The organism is Streptomyces nodosus, from assembly GCF_008704995.1.
GTDB lineage: Bacteria > Actinomycetota > Actinomycetes > Streptomycetales > Streptomycetaceae > Streptomyces > Streptomyces nodosus.
On the sequence record NZ_CP023747.1, the window covers coordinates 1,383,000 to 1,408,476 of the forward strand.

26 protein-coding genes and 1 pseudogene are annotated in these 25,477 nt (G+C 70.8%); 13 read left to right on the forward strand and 14 right to left on the reverse strand.

The window, feature by feature from the left end; all coding sequences use genetic code 11:
* Nucleotides 1-7: 7 nt before the first annotated feature.
* Nucleotides 8-967 carry a DUF8017 domain-containing protein gene (locus CP978_RS06245; RefSeq protein ID WP_043438281.1) on the forward strand — a complete coding sequence of 320 codons (960 nt, stop codon included), beginning with the start codon at nucleotides 8-10 and terminating at the stop codon, nucleotides 965-967.
* 75 nt (nucleotides 968-1,042) lie between these two features.
* On the forward strand, nucleotides 1,043-2,041 hold the full coding sequence (locus CP978_RS06250; RefSeq protein ID WP_043438283.1) for a DUF8017 domain-containing protein: 999 nt from the start codon (nucleotides 1,043-1,045) through the stop codon (nucleotides 2,039-2,041).
* Between the two features lie 67 nt (nucleotides 2,042-2,108).
* Here CP978_RS06250 and CP978_RS06255 read toward each other — a convergent pair whose 3' ends face one another.
* Nucleotides 2,109-2,954 carry a spermidine synthase gene (locus CP978_RS06255; protein ID WP_043438286.1) on the reverse strand — a complete coding sequence of 282 codons (846 nt, stop codon included), beginning with the start codon at nucleotides 2,952-2,954 and terminating at the stop codon, nucleotides 2,109-2,111.
* A gap of 132 nt (nucleotides 2,955-3,086) precedes the next feature.
* A complete protein-coding gene (gene tuf, locus CP978_RS06260) occupies nucleotides 3,087-4,256 on the reverse strand; it encodes an elongation factor Tu (protein ID WP_043438288.1) in 1,170 nt (389 codons plus the stop codon).
* A gap of 462 nt (nucleotides 4,257-4,718) precedes the next feature.
* Here tuf and CP978_RS06265 point away from each other — a divergent pair, with 462 nt between their 5' ends.
* Nucleotides 4,719-5,495: a TVP38/TMEM64 family protein gene (locus tag CP978_RS06265; RefSeq protein WP_150478152.1), complete on the forward strand. Its 777-nt coding sequence runs from the start codon at nucleotides 4,719-4,721 to the stop codon at nucleotides 5,493-5,495.
* 4 nt (nucleotides 5,496-5,499) lie between these two features.
* Here CP978_RS06265 and CP978_RS06270 read toward each other — a convergent pair whose 3' ends face one another.
* Nucleotides 5,500-6,669 (reverse strand): thiolase family protein, encoded by a 1,170-nt coding sequence (locus tag CP978_RS06270; protein WP_043438290.1) that lies wholly within the window; start codon nucleotides 6,667-6,669, stop codon nucleotides 5,500-5,502.
* 178 nt (nucleotides 6,670-6,847) lie between these two features.
* Here CP978_RS06270 and CP978_RS06275 point away from each other — a divergent pair, with 178 nt between their 5' ends.
* The 5 genes from CP978_RS06275 to lnt all read left to right on the forward strand — a co-directional run bounded on the left by CP978_RS06275 (nucleotide 6,848) and on the right by lnt (nucleotide 11,465).
* Nucleotides 6,848-7,312, forward strand: a complete 465-nt coding sequence (locus CP978_RS06275) for a winged helix-turn-helix transcriptional regulator (protein ID WP_043438292.1) — start codon at nucleotides 6,848-6,850, stop codon at nucleotides 7,310-7,312.
* Between the two features lie 170 nt (nucleotides 7,313-7,482).
* Entirely contained in the window at nucleotides 7,483-8,358 is an 876-nt protein-coding gene (locus CP978_RS06280) for an undecaprenyl-diphosphate phosphatase (RefSeq protein ID WP_043438294.1), read from the forward strand.
* Between the two features lie 142 nt (nucleotides 8,359-8,500).
* Nucleotides 8,501-8,704 (forward strand): hypothetical protein, encoded by a 204-nt coding sequence (locus tag CP978_RS06285; protein ID WP_043438297.1) that lies wholly within the window; start codon nucleotides 8,501-8,503, stop codon nucleotides 8,702-8,704.
* A gap of 249 nt (nucleotides 8,705-8,953) precedes the next feature.
* Complete coding sequence (locus tag CP978_RS06290) at nucleotides 8,954-9,697, forward strand: hypothetical protein (RefSeq protein WP_144401436.1); 744 nt, start codon at nucleotides 8,954-8,956, stop codon at nucleotides 9,695-9,697.
* A 193-nt stretch (nucleotides 9,698-9,890) separates the two neighbouring features.
* Nucleotides 9,891-11,465 (forward strand): apolipoprotein N-acyltransferase, encoded by a 1,575-nt coding sequence (gene lnt / locus CP978_RS06295; protein ID WP_043438301.1) that lies wholly within the window; start codon nucleotides 9,891-9,893, stop codon nucleotides 11,463-11,465.
* Here the strand turns inward: lnt and CP978_RS06300 are convergent.
* Nucleotides 11,383-12,294, reverse strand: a complete 912-nt coding sequence (locus tag CP978_RS06300) for a Gfo/Idh/MocA family protein (RefSeq protein WP_043438303.1) — start codon at nucleotides 12,292-12,294, stop codon at nucleotides 11,383-11,385. The genes lnt and CP978_RS06300 overlap by 83 nt on opposite strands.
* A 173-nt stretch (nucleotides 12,295-12,467) precedes the next feature.
* Here CP978_RS06300 and CP978_RS06305 point away from each other — a divergent pair, with 173 nt between their 5' ends.
* Nucleotides 12,468-12,980 (forward strand): DinB family protein, encoded by a 513-nt coding sequence (locus tag CP978_RS06305; protein ID WP_043438306.1) that lies wholly within the window; start codon nucleotides 12,468-12,470, stop codon nucleotides 12,978-12,980.
* Nucleotides 12,981-13,687: 707 nt separating this feature from the next.
* Here the strand turns inward: CP978_RS06305 and CP978_RS06315 are convergent.
* From CP978_RS06315 to CP978_RS35570, 8 genes and pseudogenes are all read right to left on the reverse strand, one after another.
* Nucleotides 13,688-14,269 carry a tetratricopeptide repeat protein gene (locus tag CP978_RS06315; RefSeq protein ID WP_043448238.1) on the reverse strand — a complete coding sequence of 194 codons (582 nt, stop codon included), beginning with the start codon at nucleotides 14,267-14,269 and terminating at the stop codon, nucleotides 13,688-13,690.
* A 172-nt stretch (nucleotides 14,270-14,441) separates the two neighbouring features.
* The gene (gene ung, locus CP978_RS06320) at nucleotides 14,442-15,125 is read right to left on the reverse strand and encodes a uracil-DNA glycosylase (RefSeq protein ID WP_043438309.1); all 684 of its coding nucleotides are present in this window, start codon (nucleotides 15,123-15,125) and stop codon (nucleotides 14,442-14,444) included.
* Nucleotides 15,126-15,225: 100 nt separating this feature from the next.
* Nucleotides 15,226-16,803, reverse strand: a complete 1,578-nt coding sequence (locus tag CP978_RS06325; protein ID WP_043438311.1) for an ABC transporter substrate-binding protein — start codon at nucleotides 16,801-16,803, stop codon at nucleotides 15,226-15,228.
* A 241-nt stretch (nucleotides 16,804-17,044) separates the two neighbouring features.
* On the reverse strand, nucleotides 17,045-17,806 hold the full coding sequence (locus tag CP978_RS06330; RefSeq protein WP_043438313.1) for an SDR family oxidoreductase: 762 nt from the start codon (nucleotides 17,804-17,806) through the stop codon (nucleotides 17,045-17,047).
* Nucleotides 17,807-17,825: 19 nt separating this feature from the next.
* Nucleotides 17,826-18,587: a 3-oxoacyl-ACP reductase FabG gene (gene fabG / locus CP978_RS06335; protein WP_043438315.1), complete on the reverse strand. Its 762-nt coding sequence runs from the start codon at nucleotides 18,585-18,587 to the stop codon at nucleotides 17,826-17,828.
* Nucleotides 18,588-18,818: 231 nt separating this feature from the next.
* On the reverse strand, nucleotides 18,819-19,202 hold the full coding sequence (locus CP978_RS06340) for a DUF3037 domain-containing protein (protein WP_043438318.1): 384 nt from the start codon (nucleotides 19,200-19,202) through the stop codon (nucleotides 18,819-18,821).
* A complete protein-coding gene (locus CP978_RS06345; RefSeq protein ID WP_043438320.1) occupies nucleotides 19,199-19,972 on the reverse strand; it encodes a HipA family kinase in 774 nt (257 codons plus the stop codon). Before CP978_RS06345 ends, CP978_RS06340 begins: the two co-directional genes overlap by 4 nt.
* A gap of 189 nt (nucleotides 19,973-20,161) precedes the next feature.
* Nucleotides 20,162-20,272 (reverse strand): annotated as a pseudogene (locus tag CP978_RS35570) (IS630 family transposase); the annotation flags it as partial.
* A 355-nt stretch (nucleotides 20,273-20,627) separates the two neighbouring features.
* Here CP978_RS35570 and CP978_RS06360 point away from each other — a divergent pair.
* Nucleotides 20,628-21,740 (forward strand): PP2C family protein-serine/threonine phosphatase, encoded by a 1,113-nt coding sequence (locus tag CP978_RS06360; RefSeq protein WP_242647124.1) that lies wholly within the window; start codon nucleotides 20,628-20,630, stop codon nucleotides 21,738-21,740.
* On the opposite strand, the gene CP978_RS06365 is transcribed toward CP978_RS06360, so the two are convergent.
* Entirely contained in the window at nucleotides 21,697-22,275 is a 579-nt protein-coding gene (locus tag CP978_RS06365) for a TetR/AcrR family transcriptional regulator (RefSeq protein WP_043438322.1), read from the reverse strand. The genes CP978_RS06360 and CP978_RS06365 overlap by 44 nt on opposite strands.
* Nucleotides 22,276-22,346: 71 nt before the next feature.
* Between CP978_RS06365 and CP978_RS06370 the strand changes: the two genes are divergently transcribed.
* From CP978_RS06370 to CP978_RS06380, 3 genes are all read left to right on the forward strand, one after another.
* Nucleotides 22,347-22,877, forward strand: coding sequence for a GNAT family N-acetyltransferase (locus tag CP978_RS06370; RefSeq protein ID WP_043438325.1), 531 nt, complete (start codon nucleotides 22,347-22,349; stop codon nucleotides 22,875-22,877).
* Nucleotides 22,878-23,190: 313 nt separating this feature from the next.
* Nucleotides 23,191-23,685, forward strand: coding sequence for a Rieske (2Fe-2S) protein (locus tag CP978_RS06375; protein ID WP_043438326.1), 495 nt, complete (start codon nucleotides 23,191-23,193; stop codon nucleotides 23,683-23,685).
* Between the two features lie 133 nt (nucleotides 23,686-23,818).
* Complete coding sequence (locus tag CP978_RS06380; protein ID WP_043438329.1) at nucleotides 23,819-24,286, forward strand: pyridoxamine 5'-phosphate oxidase family protein; 468 nt, start codon at nucleotides 23,819-23,821, stop codon at nucleotides 24,284-24,286.
* A gap of 210 nt (nucleotides 24,287-24,496) precedes the next feature.
* On the opposite strand, the gene CP978_RS06390 is transcribed toward CP978_RS06380, so the two are convergent.
* A complete protein-coding gene (locus tag CP978_RS06390) occupies nucleotides 24,497-25,402 on the reverse strand; it encodes a LysR family transcriptional regulator (RefSeq protein ID WP_043438332.1) in 906 nt (301 codons plus the stop codon).
* Nucleotides 25,403-25,477 lie beyond the last annotated feature (75 nt).

Genomic DNA, 25,477 nt, shown 5'->3' on the forward strand with positions numbered 1-25,477 from the left:
ACGGCCCATGTGGCCAGGAGAGCAGCCGTCGGGGGACGGGCACAGTCCGCAACAGCCCCCGGCCCCCTCGCAGTCGAACCCGTACCAACAACCCGGGTATCACCAGCCGAACCCCTATCAGCCGTCCGGGCCGTGGCACCCGGCGGCGCCCTCGCCGGGCGCGCCGACGCCCCCGCCGACGGGCGGCGGCCGGGACCGGACGAAACTCGTCGCGATCGTCGCGGCGGCGGCCGTCGTGGTCGCCGCGGGCGTCACCGGTTTCCTGCTGCTCGGCGGGGGCACAAAGGACGATGCGGGTCCGGAACCGGTCCGCTCCGGCTCGCCCCGGACGGACCAGGACAACCCCCGGGACGCGGATCCCGACCGGCCCACGGTCGAGGGCTGGAAGGTCGTGGTCAGTCCGGACACCGGGATCGCGTTCGACGTTCCGCCGGAGTGGGCGCCGATGGGCACCGGTTGGGTCACCTATGTGTCGGAGGACGACGACCCCGACGACAAGCCGCTGATCGGTATGCGGGCCACCGCGTATCTGAAGCAGAAGTGGTGCGCCGTCGACGAGAACAAAGACGGCACCCCCGAGTACACGGCGCTCGCCGCGGCCGGTTCCAAGGGGAACAACGGCGCCAAGGACACCGAGGAGATAGCCGTCCTGGACCCGAAGGCCTGGGTCTACGGGATGTACACCCAGCCCGACCGGACCAAGGTGAAGCTGGGTTCCGTGGAGTCGTTCACCACCCGCTCCGGCATCACGGGCAGCCTGGGCTCGGCCTGGTCCGCGGGTGTGGAGAAGACGGACAAATGCGCGACGGACGGCAAGGCGTGGACGTTCGCCTTCAAGGACGCCGAAGGGGACCTGGTCTCCTGGTCGTTCTTCGGAGCCAAGGGGGTCTCCGACGAGGTGCCGGACGCGACGGTGCGGAGGATCGCGGCCACCGTACGACTCCACAAGGATGCGTCGGGTTCCTGAACCCCCTTCTCCGGTACGGGTCTGACGACCGGCGGTGACCAAAATGTGTCACAGTCGGCACTAGGGTTGCTGGCCATGTGGCCAGGAGAGCAGCCGCCCGGGGGCGAGCAGAACCCGCAGCACCAGAACCCCTACCAGCAGCCGGGGTACCAGCAGCCGAACCCGTACCAGCAGCCGGGCTATCAGCAGCCGAATCCCTATCAGCAGCCGGGGCAGCCGCAGTGGGGCCCGCCCACAGCCGTGCAAGGACCGAAGCCGCCCGGCCCCCCGGGCGGCTTCCGCACCAGGTTCATCGCGATCGGGGCTGCCCTCGCCGTGGTGGTGGCCGGCGGTGTCACCGGATTTCTGGTCCTCGGCGGCGACAAGAAGGACGACGCCGAGGACGCCAAGCCGTCGGCCGCCGCCTCCCCGGCCGTCTCCGCCCCCGCCTCCCCCTCCGAGAACCCCCGTGACGGCGAGGACGAGAAGCCGACCGTTCCCGGCTGGAAGGTCGTCGTCAACCCCAAGTGGGGCACGGCCTTCGATGTCCCGCCGGACTGGCAGGTCAAGGCGCCGGACCTGCTGATCGGCTTCGAGCCCACCGATCCCAAGGACGGCGACAAGCCCCTGATCACCATGTCCGCGCCCGCGATACTCAAGGAGAGCTGGTGCACGTCCGACGACAGCAAGGACGGGCAGACGCACGACACCGCGCTGGCCGCGGCCGGGACCAAGGGTGCGGACGGGGCCAAGGACACCGATGAGGTCGCCCGCAACCAGGTGGCCTGGTGGGTGTACGGCGGCTACACCCAGCCCGACAAGAAGAGCGTGAACCTCGACAAGAAGGCGCAGCCGTACACGACCGCCTCCGGCATCGAGGGCAGCATCGCCTGGGCCCGCTCCAAGAACACACCCCAGAAGGGGAAGTGCGCCTCCGACGGCAAGGCCGTCACCTTCGGCTTCAAGAACTCCAAGGACGACTTCGTCGCATGGAGCTTCTACGGCGCCACCGGGGTGAAGGACGAGGTGCCCGATGCGACGATCATGAAGATCCTGAGCACGGTACGACTGCACGGCGCGCCGACGCGGACCTGACCCGGCGCGCACCGTTCGGGCCGGGGGTGCCTCCGTATCCGGGCTGCCCCCGGCACCTCAGCTCCGGTCAGCCGATGGTGAACGCCCCGTCGGGCGGTTCGGGCGAGGGGACCGCGTTCTCGTCGTCCACGGGCCGGGCGTCGCCCAGGAAGTCCCGGAGTGCCGGGCCGTGTTCGACCCGGGCCGGGAACACGTCCGCTGCGGTGCGGCGGGCGAGGGCGGCGATGTCGAAGGGCCGGTGTGAGGCGATCAGCAGGGCGTTGCCGAACCGGCGGCCGCGCAGCACACCCGGCTCGGCGACCAGCACCAGCTCCTCGAACGCGGTGGCGAACGTGGCGAGTTGGGAGCGCAGAAAGGCGAAGGGCGCGGCGTCGGCGAGGTTCGCCAGATAGACGCCGTCCGCACGCAGCACCCGCTCGGCCGCCCGGGCGTAGGTCACCGTCGTGAGATGGGCGGGGACCCGTGAGCCGCCGAAGACGTCCGCGATCACGACATCGGCGGAGTCCGGCGGAGCGGCCTCCAGCCAGGCCCGCGCGTCCGCCGGGTGCAGGGTGATATCGGCGTCGGCGGGCAGCGGCAGCTGGTCCACGACCAGGTCCAGCAGGCCCCGGTCGGCCTCGACCACGTCCTGCCGTGAGCCGGGCCGGGTCGCGGCGGCGTAGCGCGGCAGGGTGAGTGCGCCCCCGCCGAGGTGCAGCACGTCCAGGGGGCGTCCCGGCTCCGCCGCGGTGTCCAGGACATGGCCCAGCCGGCGCGCGTACTCGAACTCCAGATGCGTCGGCGCGTCCAGATCGACATACGACTGCGGCGCCCCGTCGACCGTCAGCAGCCAGGCCCGCTCCCGGTCCACATCGGGCATCAACTTGGCGGTGCCGTGATCGACGGTCCGGCTGACGGGTATGGGCTCACTCACCCTCCCATTGTGCCGGTACACCGCCCCGCCGCCCGCCGCCCGCCGCCCGCCGCCCCCGCGGGAACGCAGGGGCGGCGGGCGGATCGGGTCCGCACGCGCCCCTGCGCCCTCAGCGGCGCCGGCCGGGGCCCGTCAGCCCACGGAGGTCACCGTGCCCGCGCCGACCGTCCGGCCGCCCTCGCGGATCGCGAAGCCGAGGCCGGGCTCCAGCGGGACCTCCCGGCCCAGTTCCACGGTCATCCCGACCGTGTCGCCGGGCCGGGCCACGGCGGTCTCGCCCAGGTCGACGTCGCCGACCACATCCGCGGTCCTGATGTAGAACTGGGGCCGGTAGCCGGTGGCCACCGGCGTCGTACGGCCGCCCTCGCCCGCCGACAGGACATAGACCCGCGCCGAGAACCGGCGGCTGGGCGTGACACTGCCGGGTGCCGCGACGACATGCCCGCGGCGCACCGCGTCACGCGCCACCCCGCGCAGCAGCAGCGCCACATTGTCGCCGGCCTGCGCCTCCGTCATGGGCTTGCCGAAGGTCTCCAGACCGGTGACCACGCTCTCCAGTCCGGCGCCGAGCACCTCGACCCGGTCGCCCACCCGGACCGTGCCGCGCTCGACGGCGCCCGTGACGACCGTGCCGCGGCCGGTGATGGTGAGCACGTTCTCCACCGGGAGCAGGAACGGGGCGTCCAGATACCGCTCGGGCAGCGGCACATAGGTGTCCACCGCGTCCAGCAGCGCCTCGATCGAGGCCGTCCAACGGGGGTCGCCCTCCAGGGCCTTGAGCCCGGAGACGCGTACCACCGGTACGGAGTCCCCGGGATAGCCCTGGGCGGACAGCAGCTCGCGGACCTCCAGCTCGACCAGGTCGGTGAGTTCCTCGTCGCCCGCGTCGGCCTTGTTCAGCGCGACGACGATGTGGTCCACCCCCACCTGCCGGGCGAGCAGCACATGTTCGGCGGTCTGCGGCATGATCCCGTCGAGCGCGGAGACGACCAGGATCGCCCCGTCGAGTTGCGCGGCGCCGGTGACCATGTTCTTGACGTAGTCGGCGTGACCCGGCATGTCCACATGCGCGTAGTGCCGGGTGTCGGTCTCGTACTCGACGTGCGCGATGTTGATGGTGATACCGCGTGCGGCCTCCTCCGGGGCCCGGTCGATCCGGTCGAACGGGACGAAGGTGCCGGTGCCGCGCCCGGCGAGGACCTTGGTGATGGCGGCGGTCAGGGTGGTCTTGCCATGGTCGACGTGGCCCATGGTGCCGATGTTCAGGTGCGGTTTGGTGCGCACATATGCCGTCTTGGGCATGGCTGTACCTCGTAGCCTCTTCGGTGGTGCTGAGTGACGGCCCCGGGAGCGGGACTTCCGGCCGGGACAGGGACCCCGAGGAGTTCGCCGACCCTCCCCCTGCGGGGTCCGCCGGATGATCCGGGAAGGGTCAGCTTCGGGCGCCGTCGACTGCGGCCACGAGGACGGGCACGGCAGCCTTCGGCGCATCCGCGGCGGCGGATGCTACGAGAAGGAAGGCGTACCGGAACATGCCGTAGATCCTCGCCGAGGAACCGGCCGGCGTCGAACGGTTTTTCAGGCGCGGGCAGTCAGCGGGAACCCCGGCGGCGGCGCGCGTCGCACCCCGGCGCGCAGGTCGTGGCCCCGACGGCACGTACGATCCGGTACGGAGAAGGGGGCCATGGCGGGACCGCGCGTGCGGGCTCCACCCCCGAGGCACCGACTATCATGCTGCCGAATCGGTGTTGTCCAGGGGGTCCTGTGCTTGACGCCACCACCCGCTCCGGGGGCACCGCCACGGAACCGCCCCCGGTCGTCACGGAGTTCACCGCCCCGTCACCCACTGCCACGGCCGTACCGCTCGGCCTCCCCGCCCGCTGCACCAGGGTGCTGCTCTCGCCCTGGGCGCGGCTGGCCCTGCTGGTGGTGCTGCTCGCCGGGGCGGCGTCCTGTGTGCTGCTTTTCGAGCCGCAGCGGCTGCTGACCGAGGGCTGGCCGCCGCGGCTCGGGGGCGCCGCCGCGGCGGTCGTCTTCGGGCTGGCGTACGGGCTGTGCACGGTCGCGTTCGTGCCGCGCCCGCTGCTCAACCTGGCGGCGGGCGCGCTGTTCGGCTCTCAGCTGGGCACCGGCGCGGCGCTCGCCGGAACGGTGCTCGGCGCCGGGCTCGCCTTCGGACTCGGCCGGGTGCTCGGCCAGGACGCGCTGCGCCCGCTGCTGCGGGGCCGCTGGCTGAGGGCGGCGGACGGTCAGCTCAGCCGCCATGGTTTCCGCTCGATGATGGCGGCCCGGTTGTTCCCGGGAGTGCCGTTCTGGGCGGCCAACTACTGCGCGGCCGTCTCCCGGATGCGCTGGGCGCCCTACCTGATCGCGACGGCGCTCGGCTCGATCCCGAACACGGCCGCCTATGTCGTCGCCGGCGCCCGCGCCTCCCGGCCGACCTCGCCGGCCTTTCTGATCGCGATGGCCCTCATCACGGTGCCCGCGGTGGTCGGCTCGGTGATGGCCTGGCGCAAGCGCCACCACCTGAGCGCCCGTTGAGCGGTCAGACCGCCTCGAGGATCATCGCATTGGCGAGGCCGCCCGCCTCACACATCGTCTGCAGGCCGTACCGCGCTCCCCGGGCGCGCAGGGCGTGCACCAGGGTGGTGGTCAGACGGGTCCCGCTCGCACCCAGCGGATGGCCGATCGCGATGGCCCCGCCGTGGACGTTGACCTTCGCGGGGTCGGCACCCGTCTCCTGCTGCCAGGCCAGCACCACGGCGGCGAAGGCCTCGTTCACCTCGAAGAGGTCGATGTCGTCGAGGGTCAGCCCCGCCCTGCGCAGCACCTTTTCGGTGGCGGGCACGACACCGGTCAGCATCAGCAGCGGGTCGGAGCCGGTGACGGCGAAGCTGTGCAGCCGGGCGAGCGGACGCAGGCCGAGGCGGGCCGCCGTCTCGCCCGACATGATCAGCACGGCCGACGCACCGTCGTTGACCGGGCTCGCGTTGCCCGCGGTGACGTTCCACTCGATCCCCGGGAACCGCTCGGCGAATCCCGGGTCGTAGTAGGCGGGCTTGAGCCCGGCGAGGATCTCCACGGTGCTGCCCGGCCGGATGCACTCGTCGCGCCCCAGGTCCTGAAGGGGCGCGGTCTCCGCGTCGAACAGTCCGGCCTCCCAGGCGGCGGCCGCCTTGTGATGCGAGGACACCGCGAAGGCGTCCATCCGCTCACGGGTGAGGGACCACTTCGCGGCGATCAGCTCGGCGCTGATGCCCTGCGGCACCAGACCCTCCGGGTAGCGCTCGGCCACGCCGGGGCCGAAGGGGTCCTTACCCGGGGGCACGTTCGACCACATCGGCACCCGGCTCATGGACTCCACGCCACAGGCCACCACGATGTCGTACGCACCCGAGAGCACTCCCTGCGCGGCGAAGTGCACGGCCTGCTGGGAGGAACCGCACTGCCGGTCCACGGTGGTCGCGGGCACCGTCTCCGGGAAGCCCGCGGACAGGACGGCGTACCGGGTGGTGTTCATCGCCTGTTCGCCGACCTGGTCGACGGTGCCGCCGATGACGTCGTCGATGAGCGCCGGGTCGACGCCGGAGCGCTCGACGAGGGTGCGCAAGGTGTGCGCGAGGAGTTCCACGGGGTGGACCTGGGCGAGGGCGCCGTTCGGCTTGCCCTTGCCCACCGGGGTGCGTACGGCTTCGACGATCACGGCGTCACGCATGGCGGGGCCTCCTTGCCCGGCGGGTGCCGGTTCAGCGGTTCGCGATTCAGGGGTTCGGCGATTCAGCGATTTCGACGTTTCAGCGGATCGACGGTTCGACGATTACCAGTGAGTAGGAAATCCGGACCCACCATAACGCCGTGAGTTTGAAAAACAAACCCACTCCTAGACTGGGCCCATGGCCGCCCCCAAAGACCCGCGACCCTGTTCGATCGCCGACACCCTGGCCGTCGTCGGCGAGAAGTACTCCCTGCTGGTCCTGCGCGAGGTGTTCCTCGGCAACGGACGCTTCGACCGGCTGGTCCGCAATATCGGCGCCCCGCGCGACATCCTGGCCGCACGACTGAGGCGCCTGGTGGACGCGGGCGTCCTGACCAAGCGGATGTACAGCGAGCGCCCGCAGCGCTTCGAGTACCGGGCCACGGCGGCGGGCCTGGAGCTGGAGCCGGTTCTGATGACCCTCAAGGCATGGGGCGACCGCCATCTGCGACAGCAGGACGACCGCCCCATGGCGATCGAGCACAGCTGCGGCGAGGAGTTCGTCCCGGTCGTCACCTGCGCCGGCTGCGGCGAGGAGGCCCGGCACCAGGACCTGACGGCGCACCCCCGGACGCCGGGCTGGACGGTCTCCGGCCCGGAGTGAACGGATCCCCCTGAACGCCCCAAGGAACGGTAAATCCCCGGCAACCATCCCGACACCTTGGGACGCTACGCTGCGCCCCGAAACACCCTGATCGTCGGCTGTGTCACGGCAGCCGACGCCCCGGTGTGCCCGTCGCCGTTCCCACGATCAGCGCTTGGATCTCTCACTCCATGTCTTGGCTTGAATCCCTCATCCTCGGACTCGTCCAGGGGCTGACCGAATTCCTCCCCGTCTCCTCCAGCGCCCATCTGCGGCTGACCGCGGCATTCGCGAGCTGGCAGGACCCGGGGGCGGCCTTCACCGCGATCACCCAGATCGGCACGGAGGCCGCGGTCCTGATCTACTTCCGCAAGGACATCGCGAACATCATCTCGGCCTGGTTCCGCTCCCTGTTCGACAAGAACATGCGGCACGACCACGACGCCCGGATGGGCTGGCTGGTGATCGTGGGCTCCATACCCATCGGCGTCCTCGGTGTGACCCTGAAGGACCAGATCGAGGGACCCTTCCGCGATCTGCGGGTCACGGCGACGATGCTGATCGTGATGGGCGTGATCCTCGGCGTGGCGGACCGGCTCGCGGCACGGGACGAGTCGGGCGGCCGGCATCGGGTGGCCAAGCAGCGCAAGGACCTCCAGGACCTGAACATCAAGGACGGCCTGGTCTTCGGCATCTGCCAGGCGATGGCCCTGATACCTGGCGTGTCCCGCTCCGGGGCCACCATCAGCGGCGGTCTCTTCCTCGGCTACCGGCGCGAGTCGGCCGCCCGTTACTCCTTCCTGCTCGCCATCCCCGCGGTGCTCGCCTCGGGCGTGTTCGAACTCAAGGACGCCGCGGAGTCGGGGCATGTGTACTGGGGACCCACCCTGTTCGCGACGGTGATCGCGTTCGTGTCGGGTTACGTGGTCATCGCATGGTTCATGAAGTTCATCTCCAGCAAGAGTTTCATGCCGTTCGTCTGGTACCGGATCGCGCTCGGCATCGTCATCATCGCGCTGGTCGCGGCCGGCGTACTCAGCCCGCATGCGGCCGAGTCGGCGGGCTGACGGCGGACTTGGCGAGGGCCCCTGTACACGGCCCCGGCATTGCCCCCAACTCCCTTGCACAGAAACGATCGTGACCAACCACATACGGCACGCGTAGCCGCTCGGTAGCGCACCGTCAGACCTTGCCCCTAGGCTGGTGGGCATGTCCCCCGATCCCTCGCGCCCTGGTTCCGCACGGTCCGCCGACGATGTGAACGAACAAATTCGCGCACTGTGGCTGCGCACGGGCGGCTACCTGACAGCCCAGGAGCGTACGGAGTACGAGCTGTTGGTCGTGGAGTGGGCGGCCGCCGTCTCCTCGGCCCGGCCGGCGCGCCCCGAGGGGATCGCGGCCGCCGCCCGCTGAGGCCGCCCGGGGCCGCACGGCTGTCGCTCGCCCGGCCCCCTGGAGGGGCACCGCTCCTCGCTTCCGTCCGGGCGATCCTGACGCGCCGCCAGGACCGCCCCCCGTTATGCCGCGCGAAGCACCTTTGCACCCGTCCAGCCCTTCGACGTCACACCGTGGACATATCCGGCATGACAGCAATAGGGGCGCTCATTACGTTCAACGCAGGTCGGCTGTCCGGTCGGCGTCCCCGAGACGGAAAGAACTGACATGCGCACGCGAACTTTCGCCATGACCGCCGCCGCAGTGGGCGCGGCAGTCCTGACCACCACCGGCATCACCTATGCGACACCCGGGAGAGTCACCCCGGCCGCCCCGCTCGCCAAGCGGGTGGTCCCGCCCGTCCAGACGCCGGCCGCCCCGTCCCTGGCTCCCCTTGCCGGCGCCACCGCGAACGCGAACGGGAACGAGAAGACGAACGGCAACGGGAACGCGAACGGAAACACGAACGGCACGGCGAACGGGAACGGCAACGGCAACGGCAACGAAAGGAGTGACGAGGACCGGAACCAAGGGGGACGCGGCCAGGGTGAGGACCGTGGCTACGGAGGCGGCGGCGGGGGCTACGGGGGTGGCGGCTCCTTCGGCTACGGAGGCGGAGGCTACCGCGGCTTCGACCGCAGGGACGACGGCGGGTCGATCCAGTTCAACGACCGGACCTACTCCGGCTTCATCCGGGGCTGCGTCAGCGTGGCCAGCGGGCTGGGCTCCACCAGCTTCAGCATCTACAACGACACCAAGCAATGGGTGGAGGTGTACCGCGGGTTCACCTGCGACAACGGCGCTCCGATCGCCACGGTCGGCCCGTACGGCGCCACCTACGGGGTCGCGCCCAGCACCAGCGACAACGGTGACGGCGGTTCCGACCTGCTCAGTCGCCTCCGGTCAGGCGGTCTGTTCCTGAACGACGGCGTCGTGGGCAGCTTCCGGGTGATCGGGCATCACGACTGGTGACGGGCCCTCCCGGAACACACGGAACACACGGAACACCGGCCCGCCGGAATCGGGCCGGCGCTTCCGCCCTCGTGGACGGGAAGCCGGGCACGGCCTGAGCCGCCCCCTTCTCCCACCCGTCTCCCAAACCGCCCTGTCCAAGATCCTCGACGGCGCGCACACTGGAGGCATGCACCGGTGAGGGAGGCGTCGCATGAGGTTGTCGGGAGACTGGCTCACCTCCCGCTGGAAGCGCGGCGCCGCCGCCGTGCTCGCGGGCGCCCTGCCCGTGCTCGCCTTCCCCGCGCCGTCGTGGTGGTGGTTCGCCTATGTCTGTCTGGTGCCCTGGATCCTGCTCGCCCGGTCCGCGCCGACCGGAAGGCGGGCCGCGTACGACGGCTGGCTCGGCGGTTTCGGCTTCATGGTGGCCGTCCACCACTGGCTGATCCCGAACCTGCATGTGTTCACCTTCGTCATAGGGGCACTGCTGGGAGCGCTGTGGGCGCCCTGGGGCCTGCTCGTACGCCGTTTTCTGGCCGGGAGACCCACGGTGGGACGGGTCTGCGCCGCTCTCCTCGTACTGCCGTCCGGCTGGCTGATGGTGGAACTGGTGCGCTCCTGGCAGGGGCTCGGCGGCCCCTGGGGGCTGCTCGGATCGAGCCAGTGGCAGGTGGCTCCCGCGCTGCGGCTCGCCTCGGTCGGCGGGGTATGGCTGCTGAGCTTCCTGGTGGTGGCGGTCAATGTCGCCCTCGCCGTACTGGTGGCGGTCCGCGAGTCCCGGATCCCGGCGCTGGCCGGGCTCCTCGCCACGGCCGCCGTGACCTCGGCGGCCTGGGCCTGGTCACCGCGCCCGGTTCCGGACGGGCGGGTGCGGATCGCGGTCGTCCAGCCAGGGGTGATCGGCGGCCCCGACAGCGGTGCCCGGCGCTTCGACCGTGAGGAACAGCTGACCCGCGCACTCGCCGGGCAGCACATGGATCTGGTCGTCTGGGGCGAGAGCAGCATCGGCTTCGACCTGGCGCGACGGCCCGATCTGGCCGACCGGATCGCGGCGCTGTCCCGCCTGGTGAAGGCCGACATCCTGGTCAATGTCGACGCCCGTCGCGCCGACCGTCCCGGCATATACAAGAGCTCCGTGCTGGTCGGCCCGAACGGCCCCACCGGCGACCGCTACGACAAGATGCGGCTCGTCCCGTTCGGCGAGTACATACCGGCGCGGTCCGTACTCGGCTGGGCCACCTCGGTCGGCAGGGCGGCCGGGGAGGACCGCAGGCGCGGCACCGAACAGGTGGTCATGGACGTCGGCCACGGACTGCGGGTCGGCCCGATGATCTGCTTCGAGTCCGCGTTCCCGGACATGAGCCGCCATCTGGCCCGGGACGGCGCCGAGGTGCTGCTCGCCCAGTCGTCGACCGCGACGTTCCAGCAGAGCTGGGCGCCGGAACAGCACGCCTCACTGGCCGCGCTGCGCGCCGCGGAGACCGGCCGCCCGATGGTGCACGCCACGCTGACCGGGGTCTCCGCGGTCTACGGCCCCGACGGAGAGCGCGTCGGCTCCTGGCTCGGCACCGGCAGGAGCGCCTCCGTGGTGTACGAGGTCCCGCTCGCCCGCGGCAGCACGCCGTACGTCCGGCACGGCGACTGGCCGGTGCACGGCGCCCTGCTGATCCTGGCCGGGATGTGCGCGGCCGAGGGGTTCGGCGCCCTCAGAGCGCGACGGGGCGGCTCTGCACCTCAGCCACCACCCGCTCACACAGCTCATGAGTCGCCAGCGCGTCACGGGCGCTGAGCACCGTGCCCGCACGGACCGCGTCGAGAAAGGCCGTCGCGGCCTGCTCGATACCCCGCTGCCGGGCCACCGGCACCCAGTCCCCGCGCCGCCGCACGGTCGGCTGACCCTTGTGGTCGATCACCTCGGCGAGGTTGAGCACCTGCCGCTTGGTGTCCTGCCCGGACACCTCGAGGATCTCCTCCGTCGAACCGCTCAGCCGGTTCATCACGCCGAGCGCGGTGAACCCGTCACCGGCCAGCTGAAGCACCACATGGTGCAGCAGCCCGTCCCGCACCCGGCCGTGCACCGTCACCTCGTCGACCGGCCCGGGGACCAGGAACCGCAGGGTGTCGACGACATGGATGAAGTCGTCGAGGATCATCGTGCGCGGTTCCTCGGGCAGTCCGACGCGGTTCTTCTGCATCAGGATCAGCGCGCGGGGGTGGTCGGCGCACTGCGCGTAGCCGGGTGCGAAACGCCGGTTGAAGCCGACCGCCAGCGAGACCTCACGCTCCTCGGCGAGCCGCACCAGCCGTTCGGAGTCGGCCAGTTCGTAGGCGAGAGGCTTGTCGACATACGTCGGTACGCCCGCCTCCAGCAAACGCGCCACGATCTCGGGGTGCGCGGCGGTGGGCGCATGCACGAACGCCGCGTCCAGGTCCTGGGCGAGCAGCGCGTCCAGGTCCAGGTGCCGCTGCTCCCGCGGAAGGTGCAGGCCGTTGGCGACCCGGTGGAGCGTCGCGGGGGTGCGCGTCTGGAGGTGCAGTTCGAGCCCCGGCTGCAGCCCGAGCACCGGCAGATAGGCCTTCTGCGCGATGTCGCCGAGTCCGATGCAACCGACCTTCACGGGGCGTCTCCTGGAAATCACGGGCGGGTGTGTCGTCGGAAGCATACGGCTCCACCCGTCGGCGGCTTCCGCCGACCGGGGGCTCCACCGGTGGTCACCTGTGGAGCCGCTGGAGCCGCCGGCCGCGGAAAAGGTGTGGTGACGGTCCACGCACGTGGGTCACGATGGCGCCCATGACTGTGGAGCGCCTTGAACCCGCCCAGACCGCCGGCGAACGAGCCATGCTGGAGGGCTGGCTCGACTATCACCGCCGCACCCTCGCCTGGAAGTGCGAGGGTCTCACCGACGCACAACTGCGGACGGCCGCCGTCGAACCGTCCGGACTCTCCCTGATGGGGCTCGTCCGCCATATGGCGGAGGTGGAGCGGGGCTGGTTCCGTGCGGTCCTCGTCGGCGAGGACCCGGGACCGATCTACTCCAGCGACAAGGACCGCGACGGTGATTTCCATGTCACCGACGCCGACACCTGGGAGGAGGCGTACGCCACCTGGCAGGCCGAGATCGAGACCGCCCGGCGGCAGGCCGCCGGCTTCGGTCTTGACGACCTCTCCAAGGGTTCGAGCAGGTCCACCGAGGAACCCTTCAATCTGCGCTGGATCTACACCCATATGATCGAGGAGTACGCCCGCCACAACGGGCACGCCGATCTGCTGCGTGAGCGGCTCGACGGGGCCACCGGGGACTGACGACTCCCGGGCGCCGGCCCGGGCCCCTGACGAGCCGGACATCACCCGTGCGGGGCATCCTGCGCCTGTCCGCTCCCTGCGGCGGGCCGTCTCCCGGCAGTGTTGCAGGGGTGCACCGAAAGACGACCGCAACGCTCCTGGTCACCATGGCCGCCTCGGCCCTCACCGGCTGTGTGACCGTCCATCGACCGCCGGCTCCCGCCCCGCCGCCCACGGCGCCCTCGGCCCCCTGGGCGGGGCGCCCCGACGGCAGTGTGGATCCGCGCCCCGTGCAGGCGCCGGCACGGGAGGCGCTGGGGAGGGTTCCGTCCGCTCCGGGTCTCTCGCCGTCCGGCACCGCCCCGGACCGTGCGCCCCGGCCGGAGCACAGAGTGATCCCGCCCGTCGCACCGCCCGCGCCCGCGTCCCCTCGCTCGCCTCAGCACCGGCACTCGCACCCACATCGGCACCCGCATCGGCCCCGCTCCGGTCAGCAGGCCCAGGTGCCGCCGGCCGTCTCCGGTCCGCTCCCCAGGAATGCGGACGTGTGCGCGCTCGGCCGCAGATACGGAAAATGGCGGCCGGACAGCCCCGAGTCCGCCATCTGCGACGGAACCTACGGGCGTTGAGCCCGAGGCCCGTACGGGAAGTCCCCCCCGCCGGGTCCTCCCGGGGTCGCGGTCCGGGCGGCCCGGCCCCCAGGGTCCTTCTGACCGATCTCCGTGGCGTCAGGGAGATCCGTCAGAAGGGCCCTGGAGCCGCTGTCTCGGCGGGCCCAGGGTGTCCCCGCCCGGGCCGTCCCGGGGAGCGGGCTCGGCGGAGCCGTCCGTGGACCGCTCCTGCGCCAGCCGCCGTTCCAGGCGGCCGATCGCCGCCCGGATACCGTCCCCGTAACGGTCGTCGGCGAGGACACCGGCCGCGCCACGGGCCCTGCTCAGATGGGTGCGGGCGGCCTCGGAGCGGCCGAGCTTCATGTAGTCGGCGGCCAGGTTCAGATGCAGTGAGGGGTAGAAGGCGCGCACCGCGACCTTTCCCGCCTGGCCGGCGGGGCGCCCGTCGGTGAGTTCCTCGGCGGCCGACAGCGCTCTCAGGTCCCAGGCGAGCTCGTCCGCCGGATCGTCATGGGTGTCCGCCAGGTAGTGGGCCAGGGTGCAGCGGTGCAGCGGGTCGCCGTCCTCACCGATCTCCGACCACAGCCGCAGAAAGCGGTCCCTGGCCTCCTCGCGGTCGCCGCCGTGGTGCAGCATGACGACCTGTCCGATCCGGGTCATGACGGCGTCCGGCGCCGCCTGCTCCTGTCGCTCCGCCACCGCGTCCTCCCGTGCCTCGGCCGTCGTCACGACGCTAGCCGCCCGCGCCGACAATCACGATCAGGCGGCTCCGTACGGGCGCTGGGCCAAGCCGGTGACGCGGCCGGGGCGGGGGCCCGAACGCGCCCCCGCCCCCTGATCCCGTCCCGGATGTCCCTCCCGGGCCCCGGTCTCAGCCCAGGTTCGGGACGGTCCAGTCGATCGGGGCATGGCCCTGCCGCGCCACCGCCTCGTTGATCTGGGTGAACGGGCGCGAGCCGAAGAACTTCTTCGCGGACAGCGGCGAGGGGTGCGCGCCCTTGACGACTACATGCCGTGTCTCGTCGATCAGCGGGAGCTTCTTCTGCGCGTAGTTGCCCCACAGCACGAACACCGCAGGGTCCGGACGGCCGGCGACCGCGCGGATCACCGCGTCGGTGAACTTCTCCCAGCCCTTGCCCTTGTGCGAGTTCGCCTCGCCGGCCCGCACCGTCAGCACCGCGTTGAGCAGCAGCACGCCCTGCTGCGCCCAGGGCATCAGATAGCCGTTGTCCGGGACGGGCGTGCCCAGCTCCTCCTTCATCTCCTTGTAGATGTTCCGCAGCGAGGGCGGGGTCTTCACCCCGGGCCGCACGGAGAAGCACAGACCGTGTCCCTGGCCCTCGCCGTGGTAGGGGTCCTGGCCGAGGACAAGGACCTTCACCTGGTCGTACGGCGTGGCGTCGAGGGCGGCGAAGACCTCCTCACGCGGAGGGTAGACAGGACCCTTGGCACGCTCCTCCTCGACGAACTCCGTCAGCTCCTTGAAGTAGGGCTGCTGCAGTTCGTCGCCCAGAACGCCCCGCCAGGACTCCGGCAGCATGGCGATGTCGGTCACGTCAACTTCCTCCGTCGTACGATCACTTCCAGGCCTCAGAACCTACAGGCGGCCACTGACAACGGGCTCCTGGCACCGGACCGGCCCCCGGCCGGGCCCGCTACCAGCTCGTCTTGCGGGACAGCTCCCACAGCAACATGATCGTCGACGGGTCCAGCGCCCGCTCCCCGCCGGAGATGTCCTCGCTCGCCGCGACGTACTGCTTGCCCTGCCACAGGGGCAGCAGCCTGGCCTCGTCCACCAGGATCCGCTGGGCGTCCTCGAACTCCTTCATCACGTCGGCGCGGTTGCTCGCCCGCCGGGACCGCGGCAGCAGCACATCGGTGATCTCCGGCGCCTCATAGGGCGTGCCGAGGGCGTTCTGCCGGCCCACGAAGGGCGCGATGTAGTTGTCGGGGTCCGGGAAGTCGGGGAACCAGCCGCGGCCGAACACCGGGTACTCGCCCTTCTGGTAGCCCCCCACATACTGCTTCCAGGGGCGGCTCTTGAGGGTCACCCGGAAGAGGCCGGACTCGTCGAGCTGCCGCTTGAGCTCCCGGAACTCCGGCGCGGTCTCGGAACCGTACCGGTCGGTGGTGTACCAGAGGGTCAGGGGCACCGGCTCGGTGATCCCTGCGCCGGTGAGCATCTCGTGGGCCTTGGTGACACTGGGGTCCCCGTAGTCGTCGAAGAACCCGGTGGTGTGCCCGGTCAGCCCCGCCGGGATCATGGAGTAGAGCGGTTGGACGGTGTCCTTGTAGACGGTGTGGGCGATCGCGGCCCGGTCCACCACCTGGGCCACGGCCTTGCGGACGACGGTCTTCCGGGCCCAGGGGTCCTTCGGGTTGAACACCAGATAGCTGATCTCGATCCCCGGGTTCTCCACGAGCTGGAGGCCCTCGCGGGAGGCGCGGTCCTGGAGCGAGACGATGTCGGAGGCGCCGAGGCCGCGATAGGTGACATCGATCTTCCCGCTCCTGAGCGCCTCCACCATGGAGGAGGAGTCCTGGAAGTAGCGGATGGTGACCGCCTCGTTCTTCCGCTGGGCGTAGCCCCGGTAGGTGTCGTTGCCGGTGAGCCGGGCCTCGTCGCCCTCCTCGTACGACGCCAGCGTGTAGGGCCCGGACCCGGTGACCTCGCCGTCCTCGCGCAGCCGGTCGGCCGGGTACTCGGCCGGATCGACGATGGACATCGCGGGGGTGGCGAGGACGAACGGGAAGGTGGCGTCCGGTTCTTTGAGGTGGAAGACGACCTCGCGGGTGCCCCTCGTCTCGACCCGGTCCAGGCTGCCCAGCAGACCGGCCGGGCCGCCGGGCACATCGATCCGTTTGATCCGGTCGAAGGAGTGCTTCACCGCACGGGCGTCCAGTGCGTCCCCGTCGGAGAAGGTGAGGTGCCTGCGCAGCACACAGCGGTACGCCAGGTTCTTCTCATCCGTGAAGTCACAGCTCTCCGCGGCGTCGGGGCCCGGCTCGGCCGCGCCGTCGGGGTAGTTGAGCAGGGTCTGGTAGACGTTACGGAACAGCTCCCAGGAGTTGTCCCAGGAGGCGGCCGGGTCCAGCGTGCTCGGAGCACTGGTGGTGCCCACGAGGATCGGCTCCTCGTCCGAGGGCCCCGAGGAGAGTGCGCTGCAGCCTGCCACCAGGGATATCGATGTGATCGCCGCCAGCCGACGCAGGAAACGGTTCCGATTGAACACGCGCACACTCCTCGATCCGCCGTATCTGGGGTCGGCGCGGACGCTACCGCAGCAACCGGCGAGCGGAAGGGGTTCGAGGAGTCCTTGATCAGCACGTGATGAACAACGTTGTCAACGCCTTCACGCCGTGATGTTCGTGTCACCTTCGTATGTGTCGTGGTGTGCGTGGTGTGCGTGTGGCGCGGGTACGCCGGCACGGGCGCCGTCGGATCCGGGCGCGGCGCCCGTGCCGGGACTCAGCTCATCCGACCCCGGCGTTCAGGAAGATCCCACCGTCGACGACAAGGGTCTGGCCGGTGATCCAGTCGGACTGGTCCGAGGTGAGGAACGCGGCGGCGCCGCCGATGTCGGAGGGAACCCCGAGCCGGCCGAGGGGATAGGCCGCGGCGGCCTCCGCCTCCCGTCCCTCGTACAGGGCCTGGGCGAACCTGGTCTTCACGACGGCCGGAGCGATCGCGTTGACCCGCACCCCGGGCGCGAACTCGTGCGCGAGCTGCAGGGTCAGATTGATCATGGCGGCCTTGCTGATGCCGTAGGCGCCGATGAACGGCGAGGCGGAAACGCCCGCCACCGAGGCGATGTTGACGATCGCGCCGCCGTGGTCGCCCTGCCATGCCTTCCAGGTCTGCTGGGCGAAGCCGAGGGCCGAGACGACATTGGTCTCGAACACCTTGCGCGCCACATTCAGATCGAGGTCGGCGATCGGGCCGAACACCGGGTTGGTGCCCGCGTTGTTGACCAGGAAGTCGACGCGGCCGAAGGCCTCCATGGTGCGTTCCACGGCGACGGCCTGGTGGGTCTCGTCATGGGCCTTGCCGGCGACGCCGATGACCCGGTCGCCGCCCAGTCTCTCGACGGCCTCCTTGAGGGCCTCCTCGTTGCGTCCGGTGATGCAGACCCGGTCGCCGCGGGCGACGAACGCCTCGGCTATGCCGTAGCCGATGCCGCGGCTGGCGCCCGTGACGAGGGCGACCCTGCCGGAGAGTTCGGTCGGTGCAGTCATCTGTTCCAGGTCCCCCTGCCTAGTCGAGCGGTCCGCCGGCGACGTACAGCACCTGGCCGGAGACGAATCCGGCCGCGTCGCCCGTGAAGAAGGCGATCGCGTTGGCGATGTCGTCGGGCTCGCCGACGCGCTGCACGGGGATCTGGGTGGCGGCCGCGGCCTTGAAGTCCTCGAAGCCCATGCCTACCCGTTCCGCGGTGGCCTTGGTCATCTCGGTGGCGATGAAGCCCGGGGCGACGGCGTTGGCGGTGACGCCGAACTTGCCGAGCTCCTTGGCCAGGGTCTTGGTGAAGCCCTGGAGGCCGGCCTTGGCCGCGGAGTAGTTCACCTGGCCGCGGTTGCCGAGCGCGGAGGACGACGAGAGGTTGACGATCCTGCCGAAGCCCGCGTCCACCATGTGGTTCTGCACCGCGCGGGACATCAGGAAGGCGCCGCGCAGATGCACGTTCATGACGGTGTCCCAGTCCGAGACGCTCATCTTGAACAGCAGGTTGTCACGGAGCACACCCGCGTTGTTGACGAGGATCGTCGGGGCGCCCAGCTCCTCGGCGACCCGGGCGACGGCTGCCTCGACCTGTGCCTCGTCCGAGACGTCGCAGCCGACGGCGATGGCCCTGCCACCGGCCTCAGTGATCTTCCCGACGGTGTCCTTGCAGGCGGCCTCGTCGAGGTCGATCACCGCGACGGCACGGCCCTCGGCGGCCAGTCGTACGGCGGTCGCGGCGCCGATGCCGCGCGCACCGCCGGTGACGACGGCGACCCGCTGCTCAGTGGTGGACATTGCTGGTTCTCCTCGCCTGTGAAAAGCCTGGAACACCTGGAACACACAGACCGACCGGACCGCCGGAACCCCTGCACCGCCCGGGACTCCTGGAACTCCCGGGAGAGGCCCTGGAGGTCTGCGGCTCCCACGGTACGCCACCAGTGAGCGACCGCTTAGTACCTTCTTGCGGTTGTGACGCTAGAAGTCCTGGCACCCGGTGTCAACGGCCCACCCGGTGCAGGTGGTCCCCTATCTCACCAGGAGGTCGAGCAACCGCTCCGCCTCGGCCGCCGGGTCCGCGGTCAGCCCGGTGTGCACCGGTCCGGGCTGTACCACCGTCGAGCGGGGTGCGATCAGCCAGCGGAAGCGCCGCCCGGCGTCGTCGCCCGAGGCCTGCCCGGCCGCCGCGCCGCCCGCGCACACGCCCTCGACGGCACCGAGCGCGGCCCGCACCCCGGCCACGTCCGCCTCCGGGTCCAGCGCCAGCAGTCGCCCCTCGTCCAGATGGGTGAGGGCGGTGACGAAGGACTTGGCGCGGCAGTACACCAACACGCCGGCGTTGATGCACTCGCCGCGTTCGACTCTGGGTACGACTCGCAGCAGCGCGTACTCGAAGACGTCCCGCCCGTTCACCGGTCCTCCTGGTGGGCCGCGATGCCCCGGATGCGTTCATGGATGTCGGCGGCGCGGGCCAGCAGCGGCCGCGCATACGCCCGGCGCAGTGCGTCCGGTGAGTCAAAACCGGGTTCGCCGGCCAGCCATTCGTCCGGGATCCCGGCAGTCACCTCGGCCAGCAGGTCCTCGGTGACCAGCGGCGCCAGCGCGGCGGCAGCGCCCGCCACATCCGGGGCGAAGGGGGCCAGGGCATGGTCGGAGGCGTCGTAGGGCCGGGCGGCCGAGGCCTCCACGCCGGGCCAGTTGTGGTGCCAGATCATGGTGGCGCCGTGGTCGATGAGCCACAGCTCGCCGTGCCACATCAGCAGATTGGGGTTGCGCCAGGAGCGGTCGACGTTGTTCACCAGCGCGTCGAACCAGACGACGCGTCCGGCCTCCTCGGGGCCGACCGCGAAGGCGAGCGGGTCGAAGCCGATCGCACGGTCGAGGAAGCCCATGCCGAGGTTGCGTCCGCCGCTCGACTTCAGCAGTTCCTGCACCTCCGGGTCGGGCTCGCCGAGGCCCAGCACCGGGTCGAGGCCGATCGTCACCAGGCCCGGCACCCGCAGACCGAGCCGCCGGGCGAGCTCACCGCAGACCACCTCGGCGACGAGCGTCTTGCGGCCCTGCCCGGCGCCGGTGAACTTCATGACATACGTCCCGAGATCGTCGGCCTCGACGAGCCCCGGCAGCGAACCGCCCTCACGCAGGGGGGTGATGTAGCGGGTCGCGGTGACCTCTTTCAGCAATTTCCCAGGCCACCCATCTCTTCAACCTTGCAATCCATGACCGACCACCGCTTGCTGCCGGCCTCCGGCGTGAAGTGAGCATAGTAACCGAGGGTGATCGCGGGCGAGGAGTGTCCGAGCCGCCGCGCCAAGGTCACAACACCCTCTCCAGCCCCCAGTTGGACCGAGGCACAGGCATGCCACTGCCCGGATCCCGCCCACGGGGTTGAGGTCGAGCGCATAGAGCGGCAGATGGTAAATGGTCGGCCGGTCCCGGAACGCGGCGAACTCCCGCAGCCCGGCGGCCTTGTGCACATCCCACCGGGTCGTGTCCTGGGAGACTTCCGCTCACACGGACGCCGACCTGCTCCTCGCCTTCCTCCAGTATGCCCTCGCCCCGCGAGGTCGAACCCGGAATGCTCGTCCACCATGCCCGCCACGCCTGCCACTGCACAGCGACCAGGCAGCGGTGGACCAGTGCACCTGAAACCACGTCAACCCGCCCTGACCGAGGCAACGCGCGTCATCGCCGTCGCTTCGACACTCCCGCTGAGCTGCGATGGGGTGTGGACGGTGGTAGTACAAAAGGGTGACTTCCAGGAGGCTTTCCGCACGGCGCTGCCGATCGTGGTGCGAGGCGCGCGGCCTGCTGGCGGTCCCTCTCACATTGATCGTCGTGACTGTCGCGGTCCATCTGGCTACTCCAGGGCATCCGCACGTCGGGCCACTGCTGGTCATTGCGCCGGCCCTGGCCGCGGTCCGGCTGGGGCCGAGGCTGATCGTGCTCACCGGGGTGCTGGCGTTGATGTGCCAGGTGGCCATCGCGATGCTGCAACGGGATCTGTCCTCCGCCGACCGCGTGGCGCAGTTGCTGGCGTTGATCGGAGTCTCGGGGTTCGCCGCGGTGATGTCCGCCGGGCGGGAGCGCAGTGCACGGGAGCTCAGGCGCGTGAGCCAGGTCTGTGAGACCGCCCAGGAACTGGTGTTGCAGCCGTTGCCGCCGCGGATCGGGCCGCTGCACCTGGCCGCGGTGTACCTGTCGGCGGAGAACGAGATGCATATCGGTGGCGACCTGTACGCGGCGGCCCGGATCAAGCGCGGCACGCGCCTGATCGTGGGAGACGTCCGCGGCAAGGGCCTGGCGGCAGTGGGCGATGCGGCGCTGCTGATGGGCGCCTTCCGTGCGGTCGCGCATCTGCCGATGACCTTGGCACAACTGACCGCCCACTTGGACACCAGCGTGTGTGGGAGGCAGGCGGAGCTTGCCGCCCCCGATCATCATGCGCACGAGTGCTTCATCACTGCGGTGCTCCTCGAGATCCCCGACCACCCCGCCGCCGCCCGTATCGCCTATTGCGGTCATCCACCGCCGCTGTTGCTGCGACCTGGGCACACCGCCGCGGCGCTGTCTCCCCGTCTGCCGGGCCCCCCGCTGGGCCTGGACATCGGCACGCCCTGTTATGACGTGGACACGTTCGACTTCGGGGCCGGTGACCTCCTCCTGCTGTACACCGACGGTGTGATCGAAGCCCGCAACACCCGGGGCGAGTTCTACCCGCTCCTCGAACGCGCGGCGTGGAAGGGGGAACGTCCGGAGGACTTCCTGGAGCGGCTGCGCACCGATCTGCTTGCCCACGCGGGAGGCCGACTGGATGACGACGCCGCGATGATCGCGATCGAGCGGCCTGCCGGGGTGATCCAGCAGGGGCACGGAAACCTCCGCCGCGACAGGCCGGCGAACCTGTTCAGTCCTGCAGCAGGGCGAGTTGGTGCTCGACGGCTTCGGTGAGCCGCCGCTCGTCGTTCGTGGCGAGGAGGTCGAGCAGTGCGCCTCGTAGCACGGCCAGGGCCAGGGTGCGGCGGGCGGCGCCGTCCCTGCTGTCACGCTCGGACGGTGGCTGGCAGTCGGCCAGGACACCGAGCCAGTCCTCCACCGTCGCTCGGGCGAACCCGGCCCAGGCCCCGTCGGACTGGACGAGGGAGCGCGTGTACGCCTCGGCCCACAGACGCAGCAGCGGCCGGTGTTCTTTCGCGGCGAGCCACGTCCAGACGTGCTCGACGGCCGGGGCCAGCCCGGTGGGGCGACCGGGGCGCCCGGCCCGGTCCAGGAGTGCCAGTTCCTCGCTGCGGGCGCGCTCCAGCAGTGCCTGCAGCAGGCCGTCCTTGCTTCCGAAGAGGTAGAGCAGGACCCGCGGGCTGGAGCCGATCGCCTCGGCCAGCGGGCGCAGTGACAGGTCGGCCAGGCCGTGGGCGAGGGCGTACCGGTAGGCGGCCTCCAGCAGTTCGGTCTGCCGGGCGGAGGGGGTCGGCGCTTCCTGGGGCATACGGTTAGCCTAACTGAAACACCTGTTTCAGTGATGTGGGCGGAACGATCGCGGGACCAGGAGAGCAGCTCATGCCGCAGCAGGATCAGAAGCACATCGTCGTACGTCGCGCCGACCGTCCCGGCGACCTGGGATGGGTGGTGATGGCCCACGGCGAGGCATACGACCGGCAGTTCGGCTGGAACACCGACTTCGAGGCCCTGGTCGCCAGGATCGTCGCCGACTACGGCACCGGGCACGACCCGGCACGCGAGGCGGCTTGGATCGCCGAAGTCGACGGCCGGCGCGTGGGCTGCGTCTTCCTCGTCGCGGGCGACCAGCCGAAGGTGGCCAAGCTGCGGATCCTGCTCGTCACTCCGGAAGGAAGGGGCCTGCGCCTCGGGACCCGCCTGGTCGAGGAGTGCCTGACCTTCGCCCGCGAGGTGGGCTACGAACAGGTGACGCTGTGGACCAACGACGTCCTGACGGCAGCGCGCAAGATCTACCAGAGCTTCGGCTTCACCCTCGCCGACGAGGAACGCCACCACAGCTTCGGCCACGATCTCGTCGGCCAGAACTGGACCCTCGATCTGCGCACCACCGCGGTGAACAGCGACAGCTGACCGGCACACAGCTCGAACCGCCGCCTCTGTCAACAGGCCGTCGTCGCCCGCCAGGCGTGCGGCACCGCCGCGTTCCCCCTCGGCACGGAGACCTTCCAGTGTGCGTCACCGGGGGCTGCCCCGGAGCATCGCCCCAGGCTGCTGGGGCGTTCGGGGCCCATTGGGGGCGGTCCGTGCGCGCCTTCCGGGCAGCTCATCCCGAACCGGTCAGGATGTCGAGGCCGTCTGAACGGCCATCGGCCCCGGGCCGTACCTCCGTACAGACCAACGAGGCAGCCAGACCTACGAAAGAACCGTGGAAGGGAACGTCAGCATGACCAGCGAACCGCTTCAGCCCGTCCCCGCGCCGGCCCGTCGCACCGTCGTGGCGGCGGTGGGCGCGACGGGGCTCGCCGTCGCGCTGACCGCGTGTGCGGGCTCGGACTCCAACAGCTCGTCGTCGAACTCGTCCGCCCCGCAGGAGGACAGCAGCGCCCCGGCGAGCGCCGGAGCGGGCGAGAACGCCGCCGCCGGCTCCGACGGCACGGTCCTGGCCAAGACCTCCGAGATCCCGCAGGGCGGCGGCAAGGTCTTCGCCGACCAGGGCGTGGTGGTGACCCAGCCGACCGCCGGTCATTTCAAGGCGTTCTCGTCCAAGTGCACCCACCAGGGCTGTGCGGTGAAGGACGTTGCGAACGGCCTCATCACCTGCCCGTGCCACGATAGCCAGTTCTCCGCGACCGACGGCAGCGTGCAGAAGGGCCCGGCGACCCAGCCGCTGGCCGCCGCGAAGATCTCCGTCGACGGGGACTCGATCAAGCTCACCTGACCCGGCGCCGCGTCCGGACCGCGCCGTCCGGCGCGCCGGACGGGGCAGCCCGGCGTCTCGCCGCACGGTCTCGGCCGTTACGGCCGAAGCCGGGCACGAGGGGGGTGTGGACAAGAGAGATGAGGGGGACCGCATGACCGGCACTCAGCGCCGTGGCCGGAAGATCATGATGACGACCGGGGAGCTGGACGACTTCCTGACCGCCCGGCGCACCTGCCGGGTGGCCACCGTGTCGGCCGAGGGCGCCCCGCATGTGAGCGCCCTGTGGTTCGTCTGGGACGGGGTCTCGCTGTGGCTGTACTCGGTGGTGCGCAGCAAGCGCTGGGCCGAGCTGCGCCGTGAACCACGGGTCGCGGTCATCGTCGACGCCGGGGAGGAGTACGAGGAACTGCGCGGGGCCGAACTGTCGGGCACCGTGGAGTTCGTGGGTGAGATCCCCCGCACCGGGGACCTGTGCGCCGAACTGGACGTCCCCGAGACCCTGTTCGCACGCAAGTACTCCGGCCTGGAGGAGCTGACGCACGACGGCCGGCACGCCTGGCTGCGGCTGACCCCCACGAAGGTCGTCTCCTGGGACTTCCGCAAACTGGGCACGTCCTAGGTGGACCTAGGGCGTGTTTCGAAAGTGCCGTCTGCTCCGCGACGCTCCCCCAGCTACCGCTGGGGGTGCCCCCAGGCACGCACGCTCGCTGCGTTGTCGGGATCGCCCACGTACACCCAGCACGAGGACGACCCTCCGCCTTGCGATCGCACGCACCAGACGCCGCAGGGCCCGCCCTCCGGGCGAACGACGCCACTTTCGAAACACGCCCTAGGGCCTCACGGTCCGCCCCGCCGTCTGCAGCGCCTTGACCGCCGCCCTGATCGACGGGCGGCGGTCGGCGTCGGCCCGCCACACCACGAAGACATGCCGTCGCACCCCCTGCCGCAGGGGCACGGTCACCACACCGTCCGGCACCGGGTCGCGCCCGAGCAGCGGCGCGATGCACACCCCGAGCCCGGCGGCGACCAGCGCGAGCTGGGTGTGGGTCTCTCCGGCACGATGGCCGACGCACGGTTCGACGCCCAGGGAGCGCAGGGTGAACATCAGCCACTCATGACAGAACTCGCCCTCGCCCCAGGTGATCCACTCGTCGTCGGTGAACTCCCCGAGGTCCACCTCCGCACGGTCCGCGAGCCGGTGCCCGACGGGCATCGCCACATCCGCCGGATCGTCGAGCACCGCCGCCTTCACCAGTCCCTCGGGCAACGGCATCGGCTTGTTGTACCAGTCGAGGACGACCGCGAGATCGAGGTCCCCCCGCACCACCCCGGCGACCCCGGCCTCGGGCTCCAGCTCGCACGAGCGCAGCCGCAACGCGGGATGTTCGGTCCGCAGCGCGGCCAGCGCGGTCGGGAACAGTCCGCGCGCGGCCGTCGGGAAGGCCGACAGACGAAGCTCGCCGGCCACCTGCCCGCGCTGCGCCTCCAGATCGGCCTGGGCGAGCTCGACCTGGGACAGGATGCGTGCCGCGTGATCGGCGAGCAGCCGGCCCGCGTCGGTGAGCCGCACCCCTCGTCCGTTCCGGGCCAGGAGCTGCTGGCCCACCTCCCGTTCCAGCTTCGCCATCTGCTGGGAGACCGCCGAGGTCGTGACGTGCAGCCCCTCGGCCGCGCCGCTGACCGAGCCGTGCCGGGCGAGGGCGTCCAGGGTGCGCAGGCGCTCCAGATTCAACATGTAAGCGATACTACGAGATACCCCGGTTGAATTCTCGATTGTGCTACGAGATTGTGGTACGTCATCGTTTACCCC

Bases quoted from the DNA above. Each gene is read 5' to 3' on its own strand.
- CP978_RS06245 (WP_043438281.1), top strand. From the start codon at position 8: ATGTGGCCAGGAGAGCAGCCGTCGGGGGACGGGCACAGTCCGCAACAG.
- CP978_RS06250 (WP_043438283.1), top strand. From the start codon at position 1,043: ATGTGGCCAGGAGAGCAGCCGCCCGGGGGCGAGCAGAACCCGCAGCAC.
- tuf (WP_043438288.1), bottom strand. From the start codon at position 4,256: ATGCCCAAGACGGCATATGTGCGCACCAAACCGCACCTGAACATCGGC.
- CP978_RS06270 (WP_043438290.1), bottom strand. From the start codon at position 6,669: ATGCGTGACGCCGTGATCGTCGAAGCCGTACGCACCCCGGTGGGCAAG.
- CP978_RS06275 (WP_043438292.1), top strand. From the start codon at position 6,848: ATGGCCGCCCCCAAAGACCCGCGACCCTGTTCGATCGCCGACACCCTG.
- CP978_RS06280 (WP_043438294.1), top strand. From the start codon at position 7,483: ATGTCTTGGCTTGAATCCCTCATCCTCGGACTCGTCCAGGGGCTGACC.
- CP978_RS06285 (WP_043438297.1), top strand. From the start codon at position 8,501: ATGTCCCCCGATCCCTCGCGCCCTGGTTCCGCACGGTCCGCCGACGAT.
- CP978_RS06290 (WP_144401436.1), top strand. From the start codon at position 8,954: ATGCGCACGCGAACTTTCGCCATGACCGCCGCCGCAGTGGGCGCGGCA.
- lnt (WP_043438301.1), top strand. From the start codon at position 9,891: ATGAGGTTGTCGGGAGACTGGCTCACCTCCCGCTGGAAGCGCGGCGCC.
- CP978_RS06305 (WP_043438306.1), top strand. From the start codon at position 12,468: ATGACTGTGGAGCGCCTTGAACCCGCCCAGACCGCCGGCGAACGAGCC.
- CP978_RS06330 (WP_043438313.1), bottom strand. From the start codon at position 17,806: ATGACTGCACCGACCGAACTCTCCGGCAGGGTCGCCCTCGTCACGGGC.
- fabG (WP_043438315.1), bottom strand. From the start codon at position 18,587: ATGTCCACCACTGAGCAGCGGGTCGCCGTCGTCACCGGCGGTGCGCGC.
- CP978_RS06365 (WP_043438322.1), bottom strand. From the start codon at position 22,275: ATGCCCCAGGAAGCGCCGACCCCCTCCGCCCGGCAGACCGAACTGCTG.
- CP978_RS06370 (WP_043438325.1), top strand. From the start codon at position 22,347: ATGCCGCAGCAGGATCAGAAGCACATCGTCGTACGTCGCGCCGACCGT.
- CP978_RS06375 (WP_043438326.1), top strand. From the start codon at position 23,191: ATGACCAGCGAACCGCTTCAGCCCGTCCCCGCGCCGGCCCGTCGCACC.
- CP978_RS06380 (WP_043438329.1), top strand. From the start codon at position 23,819: ATGACCGGCACTCAGCGCCGTGGCCGGAAGATCATGATGACGACCGGG.
- CP978_RS06390 (WP_043438332.1), bottom strand. From the start codon at position 25,402: ATGTTGAATCTGGAGCGCCTGCGCACCCTGGACGCCCTCGCCCGGCAC.